The organism is Anaeromicrobium sp. (assembly GCF_025210435.1).
GTDB lineage: Bacteria > Bacillota > Clostridia > Peptostreptococcales > Thermotaleaceae > Anaeromicrobium.
The window spans coordinates 1-21744 of sequence record NZ_JAOART010000039.1 but is presented as its reverse complement, the minus strand read 5'-3'; the positions used below and the strand labels follow the sequence as shown (position 1 = coordinate 21744).

General features: G+C 34.6%; 23 protein-coding genes. 20 read left to right on the top strand and 3 right to left on the bottom strand.

Annotated features, from left to right (window positions below):
* The first annotated feature begins 18 nt into the window (after nt 1–18).
* From allB to ade (N4A57_RS04620), 18 genes are all read left to right on the top strand, one after another.
* Entirely contained in the window at nt 19–1434 is a 1416-nt protein-coding gene (gene allB / locus N4A57_RS04705; RefSeq protein ID WP_293656437.1) for an allantoinase AllB, read from the top strand.
* A 111-nt stretch (nt 1435–1545) separates the two neighbouring features.
* The gene (locus N4A57_RS04700) at nt 1546–2148 is read left to right on the top strand and encodes a cysteine hydrolase family protein (RefSeq protein ID WP_293656436.1); all 603 of its coding nucleotides are present in this window, start codon (nt 1546–1548) and stop codon (nt 2146–2148) included.
* A gap of 15 nt (nt 2149–2163) precedes the next feature.
* Nucleotides 2164–2715 (top strand): UbiX family flavin prenyltransferase, encoded by a 552-nt coding sequence (locus N4A57_RS04695; RefSeq protein ID WP_293656434.1) that lies wholly within the window; start codon nt 2164–2166, stop codon nt 2713–2715.
* Between the two features lie 70 nt (nt 2716–2785).
* Nucleotides 2786–4141, top strand: coding sequence for a UbiD family decarboxylase (locus N4A57_RS04690; protein ID WP_293656433.1), 1356 nt, complete (start codon nt 2786–2788; stop codon nt 4139–4141).
* A 12-nt stretch (nt 4142–4153) separates the two neighbouring features.
* Nucleotides 4154–4423 (top strand): BMC domain-containing protein, encoded by a 270-nt coding sequence (locus tag N4A57_RS04685; protein WP_293656432.1) that lies wholly within the window; start codon nt 4154–4156, stop codon nt 4421–4423.
* Between the two features lie 12 nt (nt 4424–4435).
* On the top strand, nt 4436–4798 hold the full coding sequence (locus N4A57_RS04680) for a hypothetical protein (RefSeq protein WP_293656431.1): 363 nt from the start codon (nt 4436–4438) through the stop codon (nt 4796–4798).
* 21 nt (nt 4799–4819) lie between these two features.
* On the top strand, nt 4820–5155 hold the full coding sequence (locus N4A57_RS04675) for a BMC domain-containing protein (RefSeq protein WP_293656430.1): 336 nt from the start codon (nt 4820–4822) through the stop codon (nt 5153–5155).
* Nucleotides 5156–5201: 46 nt separating this feature from the next.
* A complete protein-coding gene (locus tag N4A57_RS04670) occupies nt 5202–5477 on the top strand; it encodes a BMC domain-containing protein (RefSeq protein ID WP_293656428.1) in 276 nt (91 codons plus the stop codon).
* Between the two features lie 66 nt (nt 5478–5543).
* Nucleotides 5544–6326: a flavoprotein gene (locus N4A57_RS04665; protein ID WP_293656426.1), complete on the top strand. Its 783-nt coding sequence runs from the start codon at nt 5544–5546 to the stop codon at nt 6324–6326.
* Nucleotides 6327–6372: 46 nt separating this feature from the next.
* Nucleotides 6373–6660, top strand: a complete 288-nt coding sequence (locus N4A57_RS04660) for a EutN/CcmL family microcompartment protein (protein WP_293656425.1) — start codon at nt 6373–6375, stop codon at nt 6658–6660.
* Nucleotides 6661–6697: 37 nt separating this feature from the next.
* Nucleotides 6698–8509 carry an adenine deaminase gene (ade, locus tag N4A57_RS04655; protein ID WP_293656424.1) on the top strand — a complete coding sequence of 604 codons (1812 nt, stop codon included), beginning with the start codon at nt 6698–6700 and terminating at the stop codon, nt 8507–8509.
* A gap of 163 nt (nt 8510–8672) precedes the next feature.
* The gene (locus tag N4A57_RS04650) at nt 8673–10010 is read left to right on the top strand and encodes an NCS2 family permease (protein WP_293656446.1); all 1338 of its coding nucleotides are present in this window, start codon (nt 8673–8675) and stop codon (nt 10008–10010) included.
* A gap of 176 nt (nt 10011–10186) precedes the next feature.
* Nucleotides 10187–11518: a 5'-deoxyadenosine deaminase gene (locus N4A57_RS04645; protein ID WP_293656423.1), complete on the top strand. Its 1332-nt coding sequence runs from the start codon at nt 10187–10189 to the stop codon at nt 11516–11518.
* Nucleotides 11519–11547: 29 nt separating this feature from the next.
* The gene (locus N4A57_RS04640; RefSeq protein ID WP_293656422.1) at nt 11548–12396 is read left to right on the top strand and encodes an FAD binding domain-containing protein; all 849 of its coding nucleotides are present in this window, start codon (nt 11548–11550) and stop codon (nt 12394–12396) included.
* 250 nt (nt 12397–12646) lie between these two features.
* Nucleotides 12647–13135: a (2Fe-2S)-binding protein gene (locus N4A57_RS04635; RefSeq protein ID WP_293656421.1), complete on the top strand. Its 489-nt coding sequence runs from the start codon at nt 12647–12649 to the stop codon at nt 13133–13135.
* Complete coding sequence (locus N4A57_RS04630; RefSeq protein ID WP_293656420.1) at nt 13128–14372, top strand: xanthine dehydrogenase family protein molybdopterin-binding subunit; 1245 nt, start codon at nt 13128–13130, stop codon at nt 14370–14372. The genes N4A57_RS04635 and N4A57_RS04630 overlap by 8 nt, the downstream gene beginning before the upstream one ends.
* A 20-nt stretch (nt 14373–14392) precedes the next feature.
* Nucleotides 14393–15391, top strand: a complete 999-nt coding sequence (locus N4A57_RS04625; RefSeq protein ID WP_293656419.1) for a xanthine dehydrogenase family protein molybdopterin-binding subunit — start codon at nt 14393–14395, stop codon at nt 15389–15391.
* Between the two features lie 154 nt (nt 15392–15545).
* Nucleotides 15546–17267 (top strand): adenine deaminase, encoded by a 1722-nt coding sequence (gene ade / locus N4A57_RS04620; protein ID WP_330671450.1) that lies wholly within the window; start codon nt 15546–15548, stop codon nt 17265–17267.
* 48 nt (nt 17268–17315) lie between these two features.
* Here ade (N4A57_RS04620) and bioC read toward each other — a convergent pair whose 3' ends face one another.
* From bioC to bioF, 3 genes are read right to left on the bottom strand one after another with little or no spacing between them, the layout of a single operon-like run.
* Nucleotides 17316–18089 carry a malonyl-ACP O-methyltransferase BioC gene (gene bioC, locus N4A57_RS04615; protein WP_293656418.1) on the bottom strand — a complete coding sequence of 258 codons (774 nt, stop codon included), beginning with the start codon at nt 18087–18089 and terminating at the stop codon, nt 17316–17318.
* The gene (locus tag N4A57_RS04610; RefSeq protein WP_293656417.1) at nt 18082–18795 is read right to left on the bottom strand and encodes an alpha/beta fold hydrolase; all 714 of its coding nucleotides are present in this window, start codon (nt 18793–18795) and stop codon (nt 18082–18084) included. The genes bioC and N4A57_RS04610 overlap by 8 nt, the downstream gene beginning before the upstream one ends.
* A 4-nt stretch (nt 18796–18799) precedes the next feature.
* On the bottom strand, nt 18800–19963 hold the full coding sequence (gene bioF / locus N4A57_RS04605; protein WP_293656416.1) for an 8-amino-7-oxononanoate synthase: 1164 nt from the start codon (nt 19961–19963) through the stop codon (nt 18800–18802).
* Nucleotides 19964–20101: 138 nt separating this feature from the next.
* On the opposite strand from bioF, the gene N4A57_RS04600 reads away from it, so the two are divergent.
* Entirely contained in the window at nt 20102–20332 is a 231-nt protein-coding gene (locus N4A57_RS04600) for an acyl carrier protein (protein ID WP_293656415.1), read from the top strand.
* Nucleotides 20333–20340: 8 nt separating this feature from the next.
* Nucleotides 20341–21579 (top strand): beta-ketoacyl-ACP synthase II, encoded by a 1239-nt coding sequence (fabF, locus tag N4A57_RS04595; RefSeq protein WP_293656414.1) that lies wholly within the window; start codon nt 20341–20343, stop codon nt 21577–21579.
* The last annotated feature ends 165 nt before the right edge of the window (nt 21580–21744 follow it).

Genomic DNA, 21744 nt, shown 5'->3' with positions numbered 1-21744 from the left:
GATAAGGGGGATTTAATAATGAATTATGATGTAATCGTAAAAAATGCACGTATACCACAGGGGGACGATACAGTTCTTACAAATATATTAGTGAAGGATGAAAAAATAGTAGGATTCACATTAGATTTAGATGGAATTGGTGCTAAAAAGGTCATAGATGCAGGGGGATATCTTACTTTACCAGGATGCATAGATTCTCATACCCATATAAATGACCCTGGATTTACCCATAGGGAAAACTTTTTAACTGGAACTTCTGCGGCAGCCAGTGGTGGAGTTACAACTATAGTTGATATGCCATGTTGTTCTGTACCATCAGTAAGAAGTGTAGAAAACTTAGAACATAAACTTAATGCCATAAAGAATAAGGCAATAGTTGACTATGGTATGTGGGGAGGAGTTACTGGAGAAGATGTTAGAAATGGGTGGCTTCATAATGTGAAAGAACAAGCTGACTATGGAGTTTTAGCATTTAAAGTTTATATGACTCCTTCAGTGCCAACATATCCAAGGGTTACTGATCCTGAAATGCTTGAAGCCTTTAGAGCTGTAGCAGAAACTGGACTTCCAATAGGAATACATGCTGAAAATTTTGCCATGTGCGATTTTTATGTTAAGAAGTTTGAGAAAGAAGGAAGAACTGATGGACCTGCCTGGGCTGAAGCAAGAATGGCCTTAGCTGAAAAGGTTGCCATCCAGCTAGGAATTAGCTTTGCTGAAGAAGTAGGAGCTAGACTACATATAGTCCATATGAGTACGGGAGTAGGAGCTAAACTGGTAGGAGATGCAAAGAAAAGGGGACTAGATGTTACTGCTGAAACTTGTCCTCACTACTTAACTTTAAATTATCAGGATGCAATGACAGAATTTAAACAGTTTGCAAAAATTGCTCCTCCACTTAGAACTAGGGATGATAACGAAGAACAGTGGAAAGCATTACAAGATGGCAGGATAGATTTTGTGGCCACAGACCATGCTCCATATGAAATAGCTACTGAGAAAGAAGCACAAGGAATGCACATATGGAATTCTTTCCCAGGAATTCCAGGCGTTGAGACCATGGTTCCAATTATAGTAAGTGAAGGATATAACAAGGGAAGATTATCATTGAGTAGATTAGTAGAGGTACTTTGTAGTAGCCCAGCTAAGCACTATGGAATATATCCTAAGAAGGGAGCCATGTTTATTGGATCAGATGCTGACTTTACCATCATAGATTTAGAAAAGGAATGGACTATAGATAAGGACAAAATGTATACAATGGCTAAGTATACTCCTTTCCATGGTTACAAATTAAAGGGTAAGCCAGTTAAAACAATAGTTAGAGGTAGACTAGTTTATGATGACGAATCTGGAATCGTTGGAGAAGAAGGATATGGAGAATTCATAAGAAGACAAAGTATCCAAAAGCTTGATAAGACTATTAAGTACTAAGATATAAGGAATTGGGGTTAATAGTTGGTGGTTTTTAATTTTAGGAAAAAAGAAGGGCCATTAATTGTTAACCTGATTCTTTAAATATAAATTAAATTTGGAGGGATTAATATGCCAAGACATGCCATATTAGTAATAGATATGTTGAATGATTTTGTTGGGGAAAAGGCTTCACTTAGATGTCCAGGAGCGGATAATATTATACCTAACTTACAAAAACTATTTAAATGGGTTAGAGAAAGAGAAAATGATGATATTCATCTAGTTCATATTCAAGAGGCCCATAGAAAGAATGATGCGGACTTTAGAGTTAGACCTGTCCATGCGGTTAAGGGCACATGGGGATCAGACTTTATAAAGGAACTTTATCCTCAGGGAGATGAGTATATAGTTCCTAAGAGAAGACATAGTGGATTTGCTCATACTGATCTTGATCTGTACTTAAGGGAGGAAAATATTGATACGGTAGTAGTTACAGGGGTTTGGACTAATGTATGTGTAAGAAGTACTGCTTCTGATGCCTTATATAATGCTTATAAGGTTATCACATTAAGTGATGGTTGTGAATCAAAAACTAAAGAAATGCATGAATATGGATTAAATGATTTAAGTATATTTACAAAGGTAATGTCCATTGATGAATATATTGAATCTTGGGAGAAGGGCCTTGATCCATGGACTGGTGGAGGAGATAGGGAAAACAAGGTTAAATAGAGGGAGACAAAAACTATGGGAATAATAGTTGGCATGACAGGAGGAAGCTGCTCTTTGTATGGAGTAGCCCTCCTTAAGGCTCTTGAACAACTAAATATTGAAACCCATTTAATTGTGTCAAGGATGGGAGAGTATGTTACTAAGCATGAGTGTCATATAGATATGGATGAATTAAAGTCAATGGCAACCTATTTTCATGAAATCCATGACTTAGCAGCCCCTGTAGCTAGTGGTTCATTTAAATCTGATGGAATGATAATAATACCCTGTTCCATGAATACCTTAGGTGCCATTGCAAATGGCCTAAGTTTAAATTTGATCCACAGGGCAGCAGATGTAACTATTAAAGAAAGTAGAAAGTTGGTTATAGTACCAAGAGAGACTCCTCTTAGTGTAATACATCTTGAAAATATGCTAAAGCTAGCTAAGATAGGGGTAAAAATTGTTCCAGCCGCTCCAGGGTTTTACCATAAGCCCCAAACAATAGGTGATTTAGTGAATATTATGGTGGGCAGAGTCTTAGACCAACTAGGTGTAGAAGCAAATCTTTTTGAAAGATGGAAGTAGGCCGTTAAATGGAAAGAATAGTTATGAGCTAACAAGGTGCCAAAGATGCCTTTGTTATAGGAGTGATTAAATGGAAAGGCAAATGTTAAGAGGAGACTTAGAAAAACTGAGAAAAAGTGGAAAACTTTTAATATGTGATAAGGAAGTAGATCCAAAGTTTGAACTAGGAGCTGTCCTTAAACACTTTAGAAATAAAAAACCCATACTATTTAATAATATACGAGGAAGTAATGTATCCATTATAGGAGGCTTGTTTGGAGATAGGAATATATTTTATCACATGTTAGGTACAAATCATGAAAAACGAATTTTTAAATTCATGCATGCAATAACAAATCCTAAAGGGACTAAACTAATTAAAGACGGACCAATAAAAGAAAATATCATCACTAGAAATATAGATATATCAAAAACTTTTCCCATACCCACATTTCATGAAAATGATTCATCATCATTTATTACAGCGGGCATAGTAATAATAAAAGATCCTGAAACGGGAAAAAGATATACTTCCATAAGAAGGCTTCAGGTAAATGGTAAAGATAATCTGAGTATTTTAATTGCATCACCCATGTTTACAAATCAATTAAAGGAACTAAAGGAAAAGAAAAAAGATATGGAAGTTGCTGTAATACTGGGCTATGATTACTCATTTCTTTTAGCATCACAAATTAGCAGTGAGCTTTATGGTGTTGATAAATATGAAGTGGACAGTGCTTTAAGGGAAGAACCCCTAGAATTAGTTAAATGCCATACTATAGATTTAGAGGTACCTGCCCATGGTGAGATAGTATTTGAAGGGATTATACCTCATAACAGGGAGGTAGAGGAGGGGCCCTTTGGGGAACTAATGGGATACTATGGTAAGGTGGCTAACCATCCTGTTATAGAAGTTAAAGCTATTATGTTTAGAAATAATCCAATCTTTCAAGTTTCCTTTCCTTGTAGAGAAGAACACCTTTCAAATGGACTCATAAGGGAAGTTGAACTATACACCCATGTTAGGAAATTTGCTAAGGTAAAAGATGTAAACGTAACCATTGGCGGTGGATGTAGATTCCATGGAATTGTTTCAATAGAAAAGAAGGAAGAGGGAGATGGAAAAGGGGTTATCTTAGGAGCCCTTGGAAGTAATAAGGATTTGAAGCACGTGATTGTGGTGGATGATGATATAGACATTTTTAATAAAGATGATATGGAGGGAGCTCTTGCCACTAGGGTTCAAGGATCAAGGGATCTGGTCATAATAAATGGAGCTCAAGGGTCAGGTCTAGACCCTTCTCATAATATGAGGGGCATTACTGATAAGATAGGCATTGATGCCACAAAACCATTAGGAGAAAATGGAGTGAAGTTTAATAAGGCAATAATTCCTGGATACGAAAAGATAGACATAGAAAAATATTTCCCCAATTTAAAGGAATAAGGGGGCTTGTATATGAGGCAAGCAATTGGATTTTTTGAGATAAGGAGCAAGGTAGCTGCAATACAAGCAGCAGATACTATGCTAAAGACAGCTAATGTGAGGATAAAGGATTTTAATTTAGTAGGTTCTGGAGTCATTTCAGTTGTTATTGAAGGAGACGTGGCAGCAGTAAGATCGGCAATTGAGAATGGAAAGGCTACAGCTGGAAATATGGCAGAGGTAATATCCATAAATGTAATACCTAGGCCTAATGAAGAAGTTGACAAATTATTTGACAAGTAATGGGGTGATAGTATGTCAAATGAGTTAACTAGAGTGATTATGAAAAATATTGTTAATAGGTGTTCTAATAGTAAAAGAGGTGATATGAATAAAATCCATATTGGAAACAAAGAGGAAAATATCATAAGGAATATTATTCATAAGGGGAATAGGATGAGTGTAAATGTTGAAACTAATAGAAAACTAAAAGGCAGAGAAGAAGCTAAGTCTATCACACTAGATGAGCTTATAAATAAGAGTGTAGGTAACAATAGTTCATCACAGGTCTTAGTAAAGAAAGAAACTAAAGATTCTTCCATAAGGGGAATTAATAAGGTAAGTTTAGAGGATATAGTTCCAAAGGTTTCCTTAACTTCCATTGGGAAGAAAAGATAGAGGTTGGAGGTGTAAGGCTTTATGGGTTTAGCACTAGGACTTATAGAAACTGTAGGACTATCGGCGGCAGCTGCAGCATTAGATGGGGCGGCAGATACGGCTAATGTAGAGCTTATTGGATATGAAAAGGTTATAGGTGTAGGGAAATCTGTAAGTATAACCATAAATCTAGTAGGTGAAGTAGCATCAGTACAGGCTGCAGTTGAATATGGAGTTAAGGCTGCAAAGAAGGTTGGTACAGTTTTATCATATAAGGTCATACCAAGACCCCACGAAGAAGTGAATAAACTAATAGATATGTTTAGTGAAAATATTAAAAAAGCTCCTAAAAAGGAGAATGATGAAACTAAGGAGTAGTAAGAGGGAAATAACTTAAACAAATAAAACTAAGGAGGTTACTCATATGAGTCAAGCATTAGGATTAATTGAAACTAAAGGATTAGTAGGTGCTATAGAAGCAGCAGATGCAATGGTTAAGGCGGCTAATGTGACAATAGTAAGCTATGAAAAGATTGGATTTGGTTTAGTAACGGTTATGGTAAGGGGAGATGTGGGAGCAGTTAAAGCAGCTACAGATTCAGGTGCAGAAGCAGCAAGATCAGTGGGAGAACTTCATTCTGTACATGTAATTCCACGTCCCCATGCGGAAGTTGAAAGGGCCATATTAAATAAAGAATAGGAAAGTTAAGTATTGTATTCTTTTGATTAATTATGAACATGTGATTTTTAAAAGGGAGATATTCTCATGTCTAATAAGGAATTAATAATGAAGGTTCTTGGAGATATGACCACAAGAATAAGTAGTCAAGGTATAAAACCAAGAAAAGAAGTTAAAAGGGCAAAAAAATATATTTTAGTCTTGTTCACAGGTAGTGATTTTAAAATTAATAGGGTCATTGAGGGCTTAAAGAACCTTGAAGAAGATGGTTATTCATTAATTTTATGCTTTTCAAAGGATGGAGAAGAAATACTTCCTATTGGGGAGATTGCAGATTCATTGAGGGGAGAGAAGATTTACTTAGAAGAGGATAAGAATAATTATTTAGAAATAATAAAATCCTCAAATATTGTCCTAGTACCTACCTTAACACAAAACACTTTAGCAAAGGTTGCTGTAGGAATACAGGATAGTTTCATATCTTCCTTGTTGTGGCAGTTATTGTGGTGTGGAAAAAGAGTCTTTGTCAATGTGGATTCTGCATTAGATAAAAATAATATGCCCTGTGAAAATGAAAGAATGCTTAAGTTAATGAATGATCATGTGAAAAGATTAAGAGAGTTTGGAGCCAAAATTATTAAGGGAAATAATTATATGACACATATAAATGAAAAACTAGAAAAACCAGTATATAAAAATGACAAGGTAGAAAAGAGGCCAAAAACAGATTCTAAAAAAGTAGTAACGGAGAAGGATGTATTGAATTTAGTAGGCATATCAAATGAATTGATCATATATAAAGGAACTATCATAACTCCCCTAGCGAGGGATGTGGCCAAAGAAAAGGAAATAAGAATTTTACGGAAATAAATTGAGAGAAAAACATATTAGACCCTTTCCTTGAAGGAGGGATTTTGTGTATACAGGAGTAGTAATTGGAACAGTTGTAGCCACAAGAAAGGATGAAAGGCTAATTGGTAGCAAATTATTGATAACACAACCATTAAATATTGATAAAAATCCTATTGGAGAGCCAATAATTACGGTGGATACAGTAGGAGCAGGTATTGGAGAATATGTAATATTTACTAAGGGCACATCAGCCCGCTATGCTGCTAGGAAAAATGATGCTCCCATAGATGCTGCCATTATTGGAATTATTGACAATGTGGACATATATTTAGATATACTCCATAAGAAATAAAAACAAATCTATAAACTTTAGAAAGGCGGTGATGGGAATGAAGCCACATGTAATAAAGAAGGCCATGGAATATAGGAAACTGATTGACGTACTCATGTCAGACTCTAATTATGCTGACATAGTTTTATACGGTGGAAATGTGATTAATGTAATAACTAGGGAGGCTTATAAGGCCCATGTGGCCATAAAGGGCAAGTACATATTAGTAGTTGGAGAATGTGAAGATATTATTGGTAATGATACCTTGGTTATAGATGTGAGTGGGAAATTTATTGCACCAGGTTTTATAGATTCTCATATGCATTTTGAGAGTAGTATGCTAACCATAAGTGAGTTTTCAAGGCTTTCCATACCTTCTGGTACTACTACTTTAGTGGCAGACCCCCATGAGATAGGAAATGCATTAGGGCCTGCAGGTATGTTAGCCATGGCAGATGAGGCAAGTGTAGTACCAAATCATGTACATTTAGTAGTTCCTGCCTTGACTCCTGATTGCCCACAACTTGAAACAGCAGGGGTAGATGTTAACTCTAAGGACATGGTTACCCTTTTAAATTATAAGAATATAATTGGTATTGGAGAACTTCAAGGATTTAGTAATGCTAAACATGTATATAGAAATACTCCAGAAATAATAACCGATTTAGTAGCTTCAACTACCTATGCCACAAGTATAGGTAAGGTGGTAGATGGAAATGCCCCTGAACTATTTGGAAATGATCTGGCAGCCCATATTATTTCAACGGGAGGCACATGCTCATGTCATGAGACTACAACAAAAGAAGAGTGTGTAGAAAAGCTTAGACAGGGAGTATATGTTTTCATGAGAGAAGGATCTACCCAGAGGAATATGGCAGAATGTATAAGGGCCATAACTGAAAATGGTCTAGATTCAAGGAGAGCCATACTGGCAACGGATGATATGGTAGCTGAGGACTTAGAAAACCTAGGTCATATGAATGAAATAGTAAAGAGAACCATAGCCCAAGGGGTAGATCCCTTAGAGGCAATACAAATGGTAACAATAAATCCTGCAACTTATTTTGGTTTCCATGATAGGGGAGTTTTAGCTCCTGGAAAACTTGCTGATATTGCCATAATAAGTGATTTGAAGAACATGACTGTTGATGCCGTATTTATAGAAGGAAATTTAGTTGCAGCAAAGGGACAAATTGTAATAGATATACCTAAATATGTATATCCAAATACAGTTAAAAATTCTGTTAAAAGGGGTGTAATTTCTAAAGAAGACCTAGAAATAACTTCTTCTGAGAGTTTTGCCCATGTGAGATGTATAGAACTTATACCTGACCAAAATCTATCTGGAAGTCTTGAATTTTCCATGAAAGTGAAAAATGGTGTAGTTTTACCTGACATTTCTCAAGATGTTCTTGAAATAGCTTGCGTTGAAAGATATGGAAGAAACGGCAATATTGGAAAGGCCTTTGTAAAGGGATTTGGTATGACTAGTGGTGCCTTTGCAGAAAGCGTTGCCCATGACACTCATAATATAATCGTTGTGGGAACAAATATTGAAGATATGACCTTAGCTGTAAATAGGGTTATCCAAATGGGTGGAGGACTAGCAATTGCAGATAGAGGTAGAATACTAGATGAACTTAGATTACCTGTAGGAGGATTAATAACAGATGAACTTACAGGCAGTGAAGTTAGTAAAAGGATTAAGGAATTAGAGCATATTGCAAAGACTAAGTTAGGGTGTAAGGTTCATGCACCATTTATGCATTTATCATTCCTTGCCCTATCCACAAGCCCTAAATGGAAGATTACAGATAAGGGTCTTATAGACGTTAATAATTTCAGGGTTTTAGATCCTATAAAGGAATGAGAATAAATTATATAGCTATTTGTATATTAATTAAAATATAGGGAAGGAGAAGTAGATAGTTGGCTATAAAGTACTGACTTATACGTTTTTTAAGAAGGGAGGCTTTATTCATAGATTTAGTCAGTAGTTTATAAAAATAAAGGAGGGAAAATAATTGACCAATATGAAAGGAAATGATGGATTTTTAGAAAAGAAATTTAGACTTTCAGAGAATAATACAAATGTAAAAACGGAAGTTATGGCAGGTATTACCACCTTTATGACCATGGCATATATCCTCATAGTCAACCCAATAACATTATCTGCAGCAGGAATGGATTTTGGAGCAGTATTCACAGCTACTGCCCTATCAGCACTCATAGCCACCTTGATAATGGCATTATATGCTAACTTACCCTTTGCACTAGCTCCTGGTATGGGTCTTAATGCTTTCTTTGCCTTGAGTGTTGTTAAAGGTATGGGGTATTCTTGGCAATTTGCATTAACAGCCGTATTTTTAGAAGGTATAATTTTTATTATTCTTACCTTCTTTAATATTCGTGAAGCAATAATAAATAGTATACCATTAAATCTAAAAAGGGCCGTTTCAGTAGGGATAGGATTATTTGTTGCATTAATAGGATTGGTAAATTCAGGTATTGTAGTATCAGGTAAATTTCATGTAGGAGATGGAAAACTTGATGGTCTTGTGGTCCAGTTAGGTAATTTGACTTCGGGACCTGCACTTCTAGCAGTAATTGGACTATTGATAACAGGTGTACTACTGGCTAAAGGCGTAAAAGGTGCCTTGTTAATTGGTATTTTAGTAAGTACTATTTTAGGTATACCAATGGGAGTTACTAATGTGGAAGGATTTAAACTAATAAGTGCTCCTCCATCCATTAGTCCAGTCATGTTCAAACTTGACTTCTCAAACGTATTTTCCGTAGATATGCTAATTATATTATTCACATTCCTATTTGTAGACATGTTTGATACGGTTGGGACTTTAGTTGGGGTAGCAACTAAGGCTGATATGCTTGATGAAAATGGGAAGGTACCTAGGGCTAAGCAAGCTCTTTTTGCCGATGCTATAGGAACCACATTGGGAGCACTTTTAGGAACTAGTACAGTTACAACATATGTGGAAAGTGCTTCAGGTGTTGCAGAAGGTGGAAGAACAGGATTAACAGCTTTATCAACAGCAGGAATGTTTTGTTTAGCCCTATTATTTTCCCCAGTATTTATTATGATACCAGGTGCAGCAACTGCTCCAGCATTAATTCTTGTTGGTCTTTTCATGATGAGTCCTATTATTAAGATAGACTTTGATGATTTCACTGAGGCTATTCCAGCATTCTTGGCCATAGTAATGATGCCTTTTGCCTACAGTATATCTGAGGGTATTGTGTTTGGTATGATTAGTTATGTTATCTTAAAAACTTTTACAGGTAAATCTAAGGACGTATCTCCACTCTTATATGTAATTTCTATACTTTTTGTAATTAAGTTTTTAGTTTAAATTTATACTGAATATTAAAAGCCCCTATCTCTTGTAAGGGATGGGGGTTTACTAGATTAAATGATTTTTGTTTTTAAATTAAATTTATTGAAAACTATACTTTTGCTTATAGATGCGATATTGAGTAAATTTAGTTTAAGAACAATAAATCTATAAGAATTTAAAGGGGGATATATATGTCAACATTGAAGATTGTGAAGGGTACAATAGTGACTATGAACAAGGGGAGAGATATTTTCAAAGGGGATATCTTTATAAAAGATGATAGGATAGAGGAAATTGGACCGTCTATTGAACGAAATGCAGATATGGAGATAGATGCAGAGGGGAAAGTTATAATTCCTGGGCTCATACAGACCCACATACATTTAACGCAAACCCTATTTAAGGGCATGGCCGACGATTTGGAACTTCTTGATTGGCTAAGGAAAAGAATATGGCCACTTGAAGGGAATCATACGGAAGAAACAAATTATATTTCTGCAAAGCTTGGATTGGCAGAACTTATAAAAAGTGGTACCACATCCATAATAGATATGGCCACAGTAAATCATACGGAATCTATCATAAATGCCATAGATGAAAGTGGATTTAGGGCAATAGTAGGTAAATGTATGATGGATTATGGCACAGGTGTTCCAGATAGTTTGATGGAAAATAGGGATAACTCCATAAGGGAGAGTGTTAGATTATTAAAGAAATGGCATGGGAAGAGAAATGAAAGGATTAAGTACGCCTTTGCACCAAGATTTGTTGTTTCATGTACAGAGGAATTATTAGTGAAAGTTAGGGATTTGGCAAGGGAATATGGAGTTATGGTCCATACCCATGCATCAGAGAATAGGGGGGAAATAGAGTTAGTTCAAAGGGATAGGGGAATGAGAAATATTCAGTATTTACATAAGCTTAAAATGACGGGAGAAGATCTTATATTGGCCCATTGCATATGGCTTGATGATGAAGAAATGAAAATATTGGCTGATACAGGAACTAAGGTGTCCCACTGTCCAAATTCAAATCTAAAGTTGGCTTCAGGTATTGCAAAAATTCCAGAGTTACTTGATTTAGGTGTAAGTGTATCTATAGGCATTGATGGTGCTCCATGTAATAATAATCTAGATATATTTAGGGAAATGAGGAGTGGGGCATTAATTCAAAAGGCAAGACTTCTTAATCCTACTGTAATGCCAGCGGAGAAGGTATTTGAGTTAGCCACAGTAAATGGAGCTAAGGCCATGGGAATGGAAAATGAAATTGGAAGTTTAGAAGTGGGTAAAAAAGCTGATATTGTAATAATGGATCTTAACAAAATTAGTACTACTCCTAATATGGAAGATAATATAATATCCCAATTAGTATATTCTGCATCGGCTTCTCATGTGGAAACCACAATAATAGATGGAAAAATTATTATGAGGGACAGGGAATTGTTAACATTAAATGAAAAAACAATTATGAAGGATGCAAATAGACTCATAAGAGGACAGATGGAGAAGCTTAAAATATGAATGAACATAAATGAAGGAGGCTATATTTTGTGGAAATTGAGAAGGTTTATAGGGTATCCAATATGGATGATGCTTTAACTTTGTTGGAAAATTATAAAGAAGAGGCAGAACTTTTAGCAGGAGGTACAGATTTATTAGTAAGTGTTAGGGAAGGGAAAAATAGAGGAAATATAATTATAGATATTTCTAGTATTGAGGAAATGAAAAAAATAGAGATTAAGGAAAAGGAAATAGTACTAGGTTCTTTGGTTACTTTTTCAGACATAGTCCAAAATGATTATATAAAAGAGCATATAGAAGGTCTTTGGAAGGCTGGAAAGTTAATGGGATCACCTCAAATAAGGAATATGGCCACCATTGGAGGAAATATAGGAAATGGATCAGCAGCTGCCGATGTGGTACCTCCCTTATTAGGATTAGGAGCTGTTTTAAGAGTAAAGGGCAGTGGAGGAGAAAGACATATAGAACTTTGTGATTTTTATGGAAGTGACGGGAAAACTGCATTAAAAGCAGATGAAATGATAATCAGTGTTGCCTTTTCTCATATAAGAAATAGAAAAGAACATATTTCCTTTGAAAAACTTGGAGTAAGAAATGCTTTAGCCATATCAAAAATTAGCTGCGCCATTTATCTAGAAGTTGAAGATAAATTAATAAATAATATTAGAATTGCTTCAGGAGCCTTAGGCTCTTATCCTATAAGAGAATATGTGGTAGAAGATTTTATGAAAGGTAAAGTATTGAACCATGATTTTATAGAAATGGCAGCTATGAAATATTCAGAAACTTTAGAAAAAAGACTGCTGGGAAGAAAATCTTGGCCATACAAAAAAGAAGCATCGAAGGGAGTTTTTAAGAAGGCTTTATATAGTTTATAGATTTCATATTCATAAACAGGCTTTATGCGGGCCTACTTCAGGAAACCATTGAAAATTTTTTCCATTGAAGTCCTTGTCACAAGCGAGAGTGTAAATCTTCGTATACAGGTTCATGACTCATGTTTAGGTAGCATAGGATGTTGTGACGTTCCTCAATTCCAAAAATTTTCAATATATTTACCTTCGTAGGCAAGTTACTGTATAAAGAAATCTTAATGTTAGGAAATCTATAAGTAGTGGAGGTGAATTTGTGGTTGATATAGAGGTGAATATTAATGGTAAGGACTATAATCTAATGGTGGAGGACCATTTAAGGTTGATAGATTTACTTAGGGATAAATTAAATCTAACAGGAACAAAGGAGGGCTGTGGTGAGGGTGAATGTGGAGCTTGTACCGTGTTGGTAGATGAAAAAAGTGTTAATTCATGCTTAATCCTAGCAGGTCAGGTCCATGGGAAAAGGATTATTACCATAGAGGGTTTAGGCAATGAAAATAATTTAGATCCTATACAAAGGGCATTTTTAGAAAAGGGTGCTGTCCAGTGTGGTTTTTGCACACCAGGTATGATTTTATCTGCAAAGGCATTACTTCATGAAAATAATAGACCTAATAGGCATGATATAAGGGAGGCTATTTCGGGAAATTTATGTAGATGTACAGGATATGAAAAGATAGTAGATTCCATCCTATGGGCTTCTAAGTCCATGAAAGGGGAGGGGGGTCTAGGTAATGAATGAATTTAAAAATATAGGAAAGAGTCTAATGAGAGTAGATGGAAAAGAAAAGATACTTGGAAAGGCAAAATATCCAGGAGATTTATATATGGATGGCATGCTCCATGGGGTTACACTTAGGTCAACAGAGGCCCATGCATATTTTTCATTAGATTTGGGTGAAGCAAAAAAATTACCTGGGGTAGTAAAAATATTGACCCATGAGGATATTTCAGGGGAAAATAGCCACGGAGTATACTTTAAAGATCAAAAGGTATTTTGTAAGAATAAAGTGAGAAGAATAGGTGACCCTATGGCCTTTATAATTGCTGAAAATAAAGAAATGGCCATGGAAGCTAAAAAACGTATAAAAGTAAAATATGAAAAACTCCCTACAGTATTTGACCCTAGAGAAGCTATGAAAGAGGATTCTCCTAAAATACATGGAGAAAGTAATATAATTTATCACTATAAATGTAGGAAGGGCAATATGGAAGAAGGTTTTAAGAAGTGCCATGTAATAGTAGAAAATGAATTCAAAACTTCCATGGTAGATCACGCCTTTTTACAAATTGAAAGTGGATTAGCTTATATGGAGGATGGAAATATTGTAGTATGTGCAGCCACTCAATATCCTCACTTTGACCAAGTTGAAATAGCTGAGGCCTTAGGAATTCCTAAAGAAAGAGTAAGAATAATAAATCCTGCTGTAGGAGGAGCCTTTGGAGGACGAGAAGATATAACAATGCAGATACATATTGCTTTAGGAACTTTCCTTACTAAAAGACCCATCAAAGTTACCTATTCTAGAGAAGAATCCTTTTATGCTCACTCTAAAAGACATCCCCTTTATATGAAATTTAAAACTGGTGCAGATGAAAAGGGAAAATTAATAGCTATGGAAGCTAACATAGTTGGAGATACAGGAGCATATGCTTCTTGGGCAGTTAATGTACTTAGGAAAGCTGGAGTACATGCAACAGGTCCCTATGAAATTCCTAATGTTAAAATAGATAGTTATGCTGTTTATACAAATAATCCGTTTTGTGGAGCCATGCGAGGATTTGGAGCTACCCAAATTCCCATAGGCTGTGAGCAGCAAATGGACATATTAGCAGAGAAACTAGGTATGAGCCCTGTGGAGATTAGACTTAAAAATTGTTTTGTAAAAAATAGTATAACTGCCACTGGGCAGGTCTTCACAGAGAGTGTTCCTATTAAAAGATGTATAGAAGCAGTTGGAGAAGGATTAAATCTTTAGTGAAATGGAGATGGTGTAATATGAAAAAAAGGGGTAAAGGAATTGCAGCATCATTTTATGGAACCGGTTATGGTAATGGATTTCCAGATGTTTCAGTAGCTACAGTAGGCCTTGAGGATGATGGGAGAATTTCTATTTCCGTTGGAGCTTCTGAAGTGGGCCAAGGGGCAAAAACTATTTTGTGTCAAATAGGTGGAGAAGTTTTAAATCTTAATATGCATGATTTAATATTTGTAAATGATGATAGTAGGAAGACCCCTGATTCTGGAACTGCTGCTGCTAGTAGGCAAACTTATAATACAGGCAATGCAGTGAAAATATCTATGGAATCTTTTAAGGAAAAACTATTTGAAATAGCTAAGGATGAGTTGAAGCTAAACTCGTCTATAGGTTTACATATTAAGGATAAAAGTGTTTATTTGAAAATCTTTCCTGAAAAGAAAATAAGTTTTGAGAAAATAGCCCAAAATCTTAAGAAAAAGGGGATGAAATTAGTAGTTACAGAGAGTTTTACTGCTCAAACAACTGTAATGGATACCCAATCGGGCCAGGGGGCACCCTATTGGCCCTATACATTTAATTGTTATGGTGTAGAAGTGGAAGTGGATACGGAAACTGGTAAGGTTAATATTATTAAGGCCCTATGTGCTCAGGATGTGGGAAAGGCAATAAATCCCTCCATGGTGGAAGGTCAGATAGACGGGGGTTTTGTCATGGGTGTTGGATATGCTTTATTTGAAGATTTAGGTCTTGAAAATGGACGGATTAAAAATAATAAATTTTCACGATATATTATACCAACAAGCCTTGATATACCAGAAATAGAAAAAGTTATTATTCAAGAACCTGAATCAACAGGTCCCTATGGGGCAAAGGGAATAGGAGAACCTGTTATGATACCTGTAGCTCCAGCAATTTTAAATGGAATATATGATGCAGTTGGTGTGAGAATAAAAGAGTTGCCTGCCACTCCTGAGAAAATATTAAGGGCCCTTAGGCATATTCAAAAAATAAATTAGTCATTTCACTGGTTATTTGAATTATTTTCTTCGTTATGGATCCCTTACATATGTTTAATATGCTCACTTACCATGCCTTGAAAATAATTCAAATCCCTCAGGGAACTGGCTAGTTTATTTCTTTCATAAGCTTTAAAGAAAGGTAGTGATAAATTTGATAGACGACTTAAGAAAAAGAATTCATGTGGCAGCTGGAAGGATAGATGCGGATTTAGTCTTAAAAAATGGAAGGATTGTGGATGTGTTTTCTGAAAAAATAATTGAAGGTGATATAGCAATAGTAAACGGAAGAATAGGAGGAATTGGAGAGTATTCAGGAAAAGAGGAAATAGACCTGGAAGGTAAATATGTGGCTCCTGGCCTCATAGACGGACACGTTCATATTGAATCATCAATGGTAACACCTGGTCAATTTTCAAGGATAATAGTTCCTCATGGTACTACAACCATAATAGCTGATCCCCATGAAATTGCCAATGTATGCGGTTTAGATGGTATAAAATATATATTAGAAGAAAGTGAGGAAATTTCATTAGATGTATTTGTAATGCTTCCTTCATGTGTACCATCTACACCATTTGAAAACTCAGGTGCAAAACTTTCGGCTAAGGAACTTGAGAAAATGATTAATATGGACAGGGTCCTAGGGTTAGGTGAATTAATGGATTATCCTGGGGTAATAGGAGGCAATGAAGAGGTTTTACAAAAGATAAAAATAGCAGGGAATAAAATTAAGGATGGACATGGTCCAAATATTGAAGATAAGGAATTAAATGCTTATGTAACTTCAGGGATAAAAACGGAGCATGAGTGTACTACTATAAAAGAAATGGAAGATAGAATTAGATTAGGTATGTACGTGTTAGTAAGGGAAGGTTCTGCCGCTAGAAATCTAGAGGTATTAGTAAAGGGAATAACTGAGGCTAATAGTAGAAGAATATTATTTTGTACAGATGATAGGCATCCTGAAGATATATTAAATGATGGACACATTGATAATAACGTTAGGTTAGCCATAAAAAATGGAATTGACCCAATTGCTGCAATTAAGATGGCATCCCTAAATGGGGCTGAATGTTATAGGTTATATGATAGAGGTGCTATTGCACCAGGATATATGGCAGACTTGATAGTTATGGATAACATTGAAGAATTTAAAGTAGAAAAAGTTTTTAAGAGGGGTAAGCTCGTTGCTAAAAATGGTAAAGCCCTATTTAATGTTAAACCTAAGGAATGTTCAAAAATAATGAATAGGGTCAATTTAAAGGAAGTAAATAAGGATATGCTAAAAATAAAACTTAGTAGTCCTATTGTTAATGTAATGAGATTACTTCCCCATAGTCTAGTAACACAGAAGGTTGTTAGAAAAGTAGATACACAGGGGCATTACTTTAGATATAATCATATGCTTGATATTTTAAAGCTGGTAGTTGTTGAGAGACATAAGGCTACAGGAAATGTGGCCCTTGGGCTTGTAGAAAATTTTAATCTCAAAGAGGGTGCCATAGCTTCAACTGTTGCCCATGATTCCCATAATCTCATTGCAGTTGGTGATAATGATGAAGATATTCTTTTGGCAATTGAAGAGTTAGGGAAAATTGGCGGTGGAATCACTATTTGTTCAAAGGGTAACATATTAAAAACATTACCTCTACCTATAGGAGGATTAATATCTGATAAAACTTTAGAAGAAGTAAGTGTTCAACTTAAGGAAATGTTAAAAATAGCTTATAATATGGGAGTAAATAAGGATATTGATCCATTTATGACATTGGCATTCCTTGCACTTCCTGTAATACCAGAACTAAAACTTACGGATTTGGGACTATTTGATGTTACAAAATTTGATTTTATAGATATAAGTGTTAATAATTAAAGAAAGGGATGAACTCCCTTTCTTTAATTATATACATGATTATTATTTTTATTTACTAAACTTAGCCCATATGACATTATATGTGGCCTTTACTTTGTCATGTACTTTATAGTCTTCATTATATATGTCCATAACCTTTTGTATAAAAGTAGGATTAGGCTTTTTTCGATTAGATGAGCTATTGTTAGCTCCAATCTTTTTTATGGACAAGAAAAATTCATTACAATCATTAAAATATTCCACTTCATTGGACTCTATTATTTCTAGATTTCTATGTAGTTCCCTTTCTAAAGATTCCTTAGAAAAGAAGTTTTGACTTGGTAATATGGGGTCTATTTCCAATTCATTACTAGCCTTTAAGAAGGTTTCTCTTAATTCAAAGAAGGTATTTTCTCCAAAGGTAGAAAATAATATTATTCCATGGGGAGTTAATAGATTATGAAGTTTGTCTACTGTATCTTTTAAATTATTAAACCATTGAAAGGTGGCATTAGATATTATTAAATCGTATTTACCCTCTAAATCCATAGATTCAATATCACCACATATAAAATTTACTTTATCAGAATTAATTCTTTCCTGTGCGTATTCTATCATGCCAGGAGCCAAATCTAGGGCAGTAATAGATGCACTAGGAAAATCATTAACTAGTTTTTTAGTTACATATCCAGTACCACAGCCAATTTCTAAAATAGATTGAACATTTTTTTTATGTACTAGATTTACCAATTTATCTCCCATAAGCTTTTGTACATTTGCATATTTGTCGTAGTCTTTAGCTCCTCTAGAAAATCTTCTCTTTAATTTGTCCTTATTAATCATTGTCATCTTCCTCTTTAATTATTTTAAAAACTTCCACTGGATTTGTATAAAAGGGCCCATGGCCTACATTTTTTAACTCGTATAGGATGGAATGTTTTATATGGTCATTTAAGTAAATTGAAGAAGTAATAGGTGATATTAAATCATTAGTACCGTGGATTAAAGTTACATGATGATTTATTTTACTTAAACCTTCTCTAAAATCCCTATCCATTAAATATTCCAGTCCTATTTTTAGGGTCTCCTTATTAAAATTTGAAAGACCTATATTTTTTAAGAATGTATTATAATAGTCATGTTCCCTAGGAGAAAACATATTTTTATAAAAGCCTTTTAATAGAATTTCATGATCCATATCCATTTCTTTTATCATTTTCTTTACTATACCCTTACTCCAACCTATTTTATATTCTTTAGAAGAGGTGAATTTACTAAAACCACTAATAAGGGTTACCTTGCCTATTTTATTAGGGGTATCCATTAATAGTTTTAGAGCCACTAAACTTCCTAAAGACCAACCTATTATATGTACCCTATCTTTTTTCTCAAAAAAATCCATAGCGGATTTTTCTATAAGGCACATGTTTTTTATATGATTCCACTCCATTAAGGTCACATTGTAGTCCTTACTAAGTAAATGAATTAAATCATGAAATAGGAATTCGTTAGATGCCCAGCCAGATAATATTAATAGATCCTTTTTCATATGCCTAAATTATATTTAATTTCTTTCCATAATATTTTAATTTGTCAATAACATATTCTAAGTCTTCATAAGTATGGGTTGCCATTAGGGATATTCTAAGTCTACTAGTGTTCTTTGGAACTGTAGGTGGGCGGATGGCATTTACATATATTCCTTCTTCTAATAAATAGTTACTGAATTTAGTACATGTATTTGGGTCACCGATTATTATGGGAATAATAGGTGTATATGTATTTGGAACTTGAAATCCTAACTGGATTAAGTTTTCTTTCAACCAGGAAGCTAAATTTAAAAGATATTTTCTTTTTTCATCTGAATTTTTTATTATATCTATGGATTCTAAGGCTGTGCCTAAATTAACTGGAGGAAGACCCGTTGAAAATATGAAGCTTCTTCCTGAGTTTCTTATGTAATCTATAATGTATTTTTTCCCAGCCACATATCCTCCTATGGATGGAATGGCCTTACTTAAGGTGCCTACATGAATATCTATTTCACTAGATACATTAAAGTGAGAGGGGGTTCCCCTACCATGTTCACCTAGTACTCCTAATCCGTGAGCATCATCCACCATGGTTAATATACTATGTTTTCTACCTATATGTGCAATTTTATCTAGTGGTGCTAAATCTCCATCCATACTAAAGACTCCATCTGTAACAATAAGATTATATTCACCCTTATGAATTTTTATTTTATTTCTTAGATCATCCATATTACAATGTTTGTATCTCACAATCTTTGCACCACTTAATATACATCCATCCACAATACTTGCGTGATTTAATTTATCGGAAAATATTACCCATTTCCTATCACAAAGGGCAGATATGACTCCCACATTAGCCATATATCCCGTACTGAAAGTTAGGGCCGACTCTGTATTTTTAAATGAAGCTATCTTTTCTTCTAGTTTTTTGTTTAAGTCATAAGTTCCTGTTGTGAGACGAGAACCCCCTGCTCCTAAACCGTATTTATCTAGGATCTTCTTAGAAAGTTCCTTTAAAAGAGGATTATCTGATAGACCTAAATAATTATTAGAACCTAATAATAATATTTCTCTTCCATCTATGGTAACTCTACTCCTTTGACAAGATTGAAGATATTTAAAATCTCGATATAATCCCTTAGACTTGATATTTTCTAATTTTTCCTTTATTTTATCCATATTCTAACTCCTAAATTTAATAAGTTAAATGTTATCTATATAGTATATTAATTGTAAACTTATTTCAACTGATAAGTTTACAATTACCTTTAAATAATATATAATTCAAATAAAATACATAAAATTTTGGAGGTCATTATGGTTTTTGAAGAACTTAAAAAAATAATAAATGAAATAATGGATATACCAATGGATGAAATAGAGTTAGAGTCACATCTATATGATGAAATGGATGCAGATTCCTTAGATATGTCACAAATAGTGTTAGCTTTAGAAAATAAATACTCTATAGATATAGATGATGAGGTCTTTGAGGAATTTGAGACAGTTGGAAATATTGTAGAGTATATAAAAAATACAATTGCATAGGAGGGCCTATGGATAAGAGAGTAGTTATTACGGGACTTGGGGCCATAACTCCCATAGGAAATAATGTTAAAGATTTTTGGGAAAGCTGCAAAGATGGAGTTTGTGGCATTGATCATATAAAATCCTTTGATCCTTCTAACTTTAAGGTAAAGGTAGCAGCAGAAATTAAAAATTTAAACGAAGGAGATCATTTTAAGAGAAAAATAAGTAGAAGATTAGATAGGTATTCTAAATTAGGTATTATAGCAGGAAGACAAGCCTATGAGGACTCAGGTTTAAACGATGAAAATGTGGATAAAAATAGAATGGGAATTATAGTTGGTACAGGTGTAGGTGGTATGAACACCATATTAGAAGAACATGAAAATTTCTTAAATGGTGGAAGTAATATGATATCGCCCCTATTAGTTCCTAAATTTATTCCAAATATATTATCGGCAAATCTGGCAATAGAATTTGGCATTAATGGTATGGTAAACACAGTTATAACAGCTTGTGCAGCATCGGCCAATGCCATAGGAGACGCTTATAGGACCATAAAACATGGATACATGGATGTAGTCATGGCAGGAGGAAGTGAGAGTTGTATAAACCCCCTTATGATGGGTGGTTTTACTAATTTAAATGCCTTATCTTTAAGTGATGACCCAAAACGTGCTTCCATTCCCTTTGACAAGGAGAGAGAAGGCTTTGTAATGGGAGAAGGGGCAGGAATACTCATTATGGAAAGCTTTGATCATGCAATGAATCGTGGTGCCCATATATATGGAGAAGTGATAGGATATGGAACTACTTGTGATGCTCATCATTTAACGGCTCCCCAAAAGAGTGGAAAAGAAATTATTAGGAGTATGGAATTGGCCTTGAATGATGCTAATGTAAGTCCAGATCAAATTGATTATATTAATGCCCATGGAACTTCCACTCCCTATAATGATAAGATAGAAACCTATGCCATAAAAGAAGTATTTAAAGAAGATACACCTAATATTCCCATAAGTTCTACAAAGTCTATGATAGGACATTTATTAGGAGGAGCAGGAGCAGTTGAAGTGATAGTTTCTCTTAAAGGTATGGAAGAAGGGGTTATACACCCTACTATAGGGTATGAAGTTTATGATGAAGAATGTGATTTAGATTATGTGAAAAATGAAAGTAGAAAAAAACGTATGGATTATGTCATGTGCAATTCCTTTGGATTTGGAGGACATAACACCGTATTAATATTGAAGCATTTTAATGGTTAAGACAATCTCTTAACCTTTTTTTAATTATAGATTTCTTGGTAAAAACCTTGTTTTATGTTAGGAAATTTCTAACATTTGTTAACGAATAAACTTTATCTGGATATTCACTATATTCGGTATATATATTATATATGTCATACACAAGTTCATCTAAGGAACTTCTAG

Coding starts and splice junctions, on each gene's coding strand:
- allB (WP_293656437.1), top strand. CDS start 19: ATGAATTATGATGTAATCGTAAAAAATGCACGTATACCACAGGGGGAC.
- N4A57_RS04700 (WP_293656436.1), top strand. CDS start 1,546: ATGCCAAGACATGCCATATTAGTAATAGATATGTTGAATGATTTTGTT.
- N4A57_RS04695 (WP_293656434.1), top strand. CDS start 2,164: ATGGGAATAATAGTTGGCATGACAGGAGGAAGCTGCTCTTTGTATGGA.
- N4A57_RS04690 (WP_293656433.1), top strand. CDS start 2,786: ATGGAAAGGCAAATGTTAAGAGGAGACTTAGAAAAACTGAGAAAAAGT.
- N4A57_RS04685 (WP_293656432.1), top strand. CDS start 4,154: ATGAGGCAAGCAATTGGATTTTTTGAGATAAGGAGCAAGGTAGCTGCA.
- N4A57_RS04680 (WP_293656431.1), top strand. CDS start 4,436: ATGTCAAATGAGTTAACTAGAGTGATTATGAAAAATATTGTTAATAGG.
- N4A57_RS04675 (WP_293656430.1), top strand. CDS start 4,820: ATGGGTTTAGCACTAGGACTTATAGAAACTGTAGGACTATCGGCGGCA.
- N4A57_RS04670 (WP_293656428.1), top strand. CDS start 5,202: ATGAGTCAAGCATTAGGATTAATTGAAACTAAAGGATTAGTAGGTGCT.
- N4A57_RS04665 (WP_293656426.1), top strand. CDS start 5,544: ATGTCTAATAAGGAATTAATAATGAAGGTTCTTGGAGATATGACCACA.
- ade (WP_293656424.1), top strand. CDS start 6,698: ATGAAGCCACATGTAATAAAGAAGGCCATGGAATATAGGAAACTGATT.
- N4A57_RS04650 (WP_293656446.1), top strand. CDS start 8,673: ATGAAAGGAAATGATGGATTTTTAGAAAAGAAATTTAGACTTTCAGAG.
- N4A57_RS04645 (WP_293656423.1), top strand. CDS start 10,187: ATGTCAACATTGAAGATTGTGAAGGGTACAATAGTGACTATGAACAAG.
- N4A57_RS04630 (WP_293656420.1), top strand. CDS start 13,128: ATGAATGAATTTAAAAATATAGGAAAGAGTCTAATGAGAGTAGATGGA.
- N4A57_RS04625 (WP_293656419.1), top strand. CDS start 14,393: ATGAAAAAAAGGGGTAAAGGAATTGCAGCATCATTTTATGGAACCGGT.
- bioC (WP_293656418.1), bottom strand. CDS start 18,089: ATGATTAATAAGGACAAATTAAAGAGAAGATTTTCTAGAGGAGCTAAA.
- N4A57_RS04610 (WP_293656417.1), bottom strand. CDS start 18,795: ATGAAAAAGGATCTATTAATATTATCTGGCTGGGCATCTAACGAATTC.
- bioF (WP_293656416.1), bottom strand. CDS start 19,963: ATGGATAAAATAAAGGAAAAATTAGAAAATATCAAGTCTAAGGGATTA.
- N4A57_RS04600 (WP_293656415.1), top strand. CDS start 20,102: ATGGTTTTTGAAGAACTTAAAAAAATAATAAATGAAATAATGGATATA.
- fabF (WP_293656414.1), top strand. CDS start 20,341: ATGGATAAGAGAGTAGTTATTACGGGACTTGGGGCCATAACTCCCATA.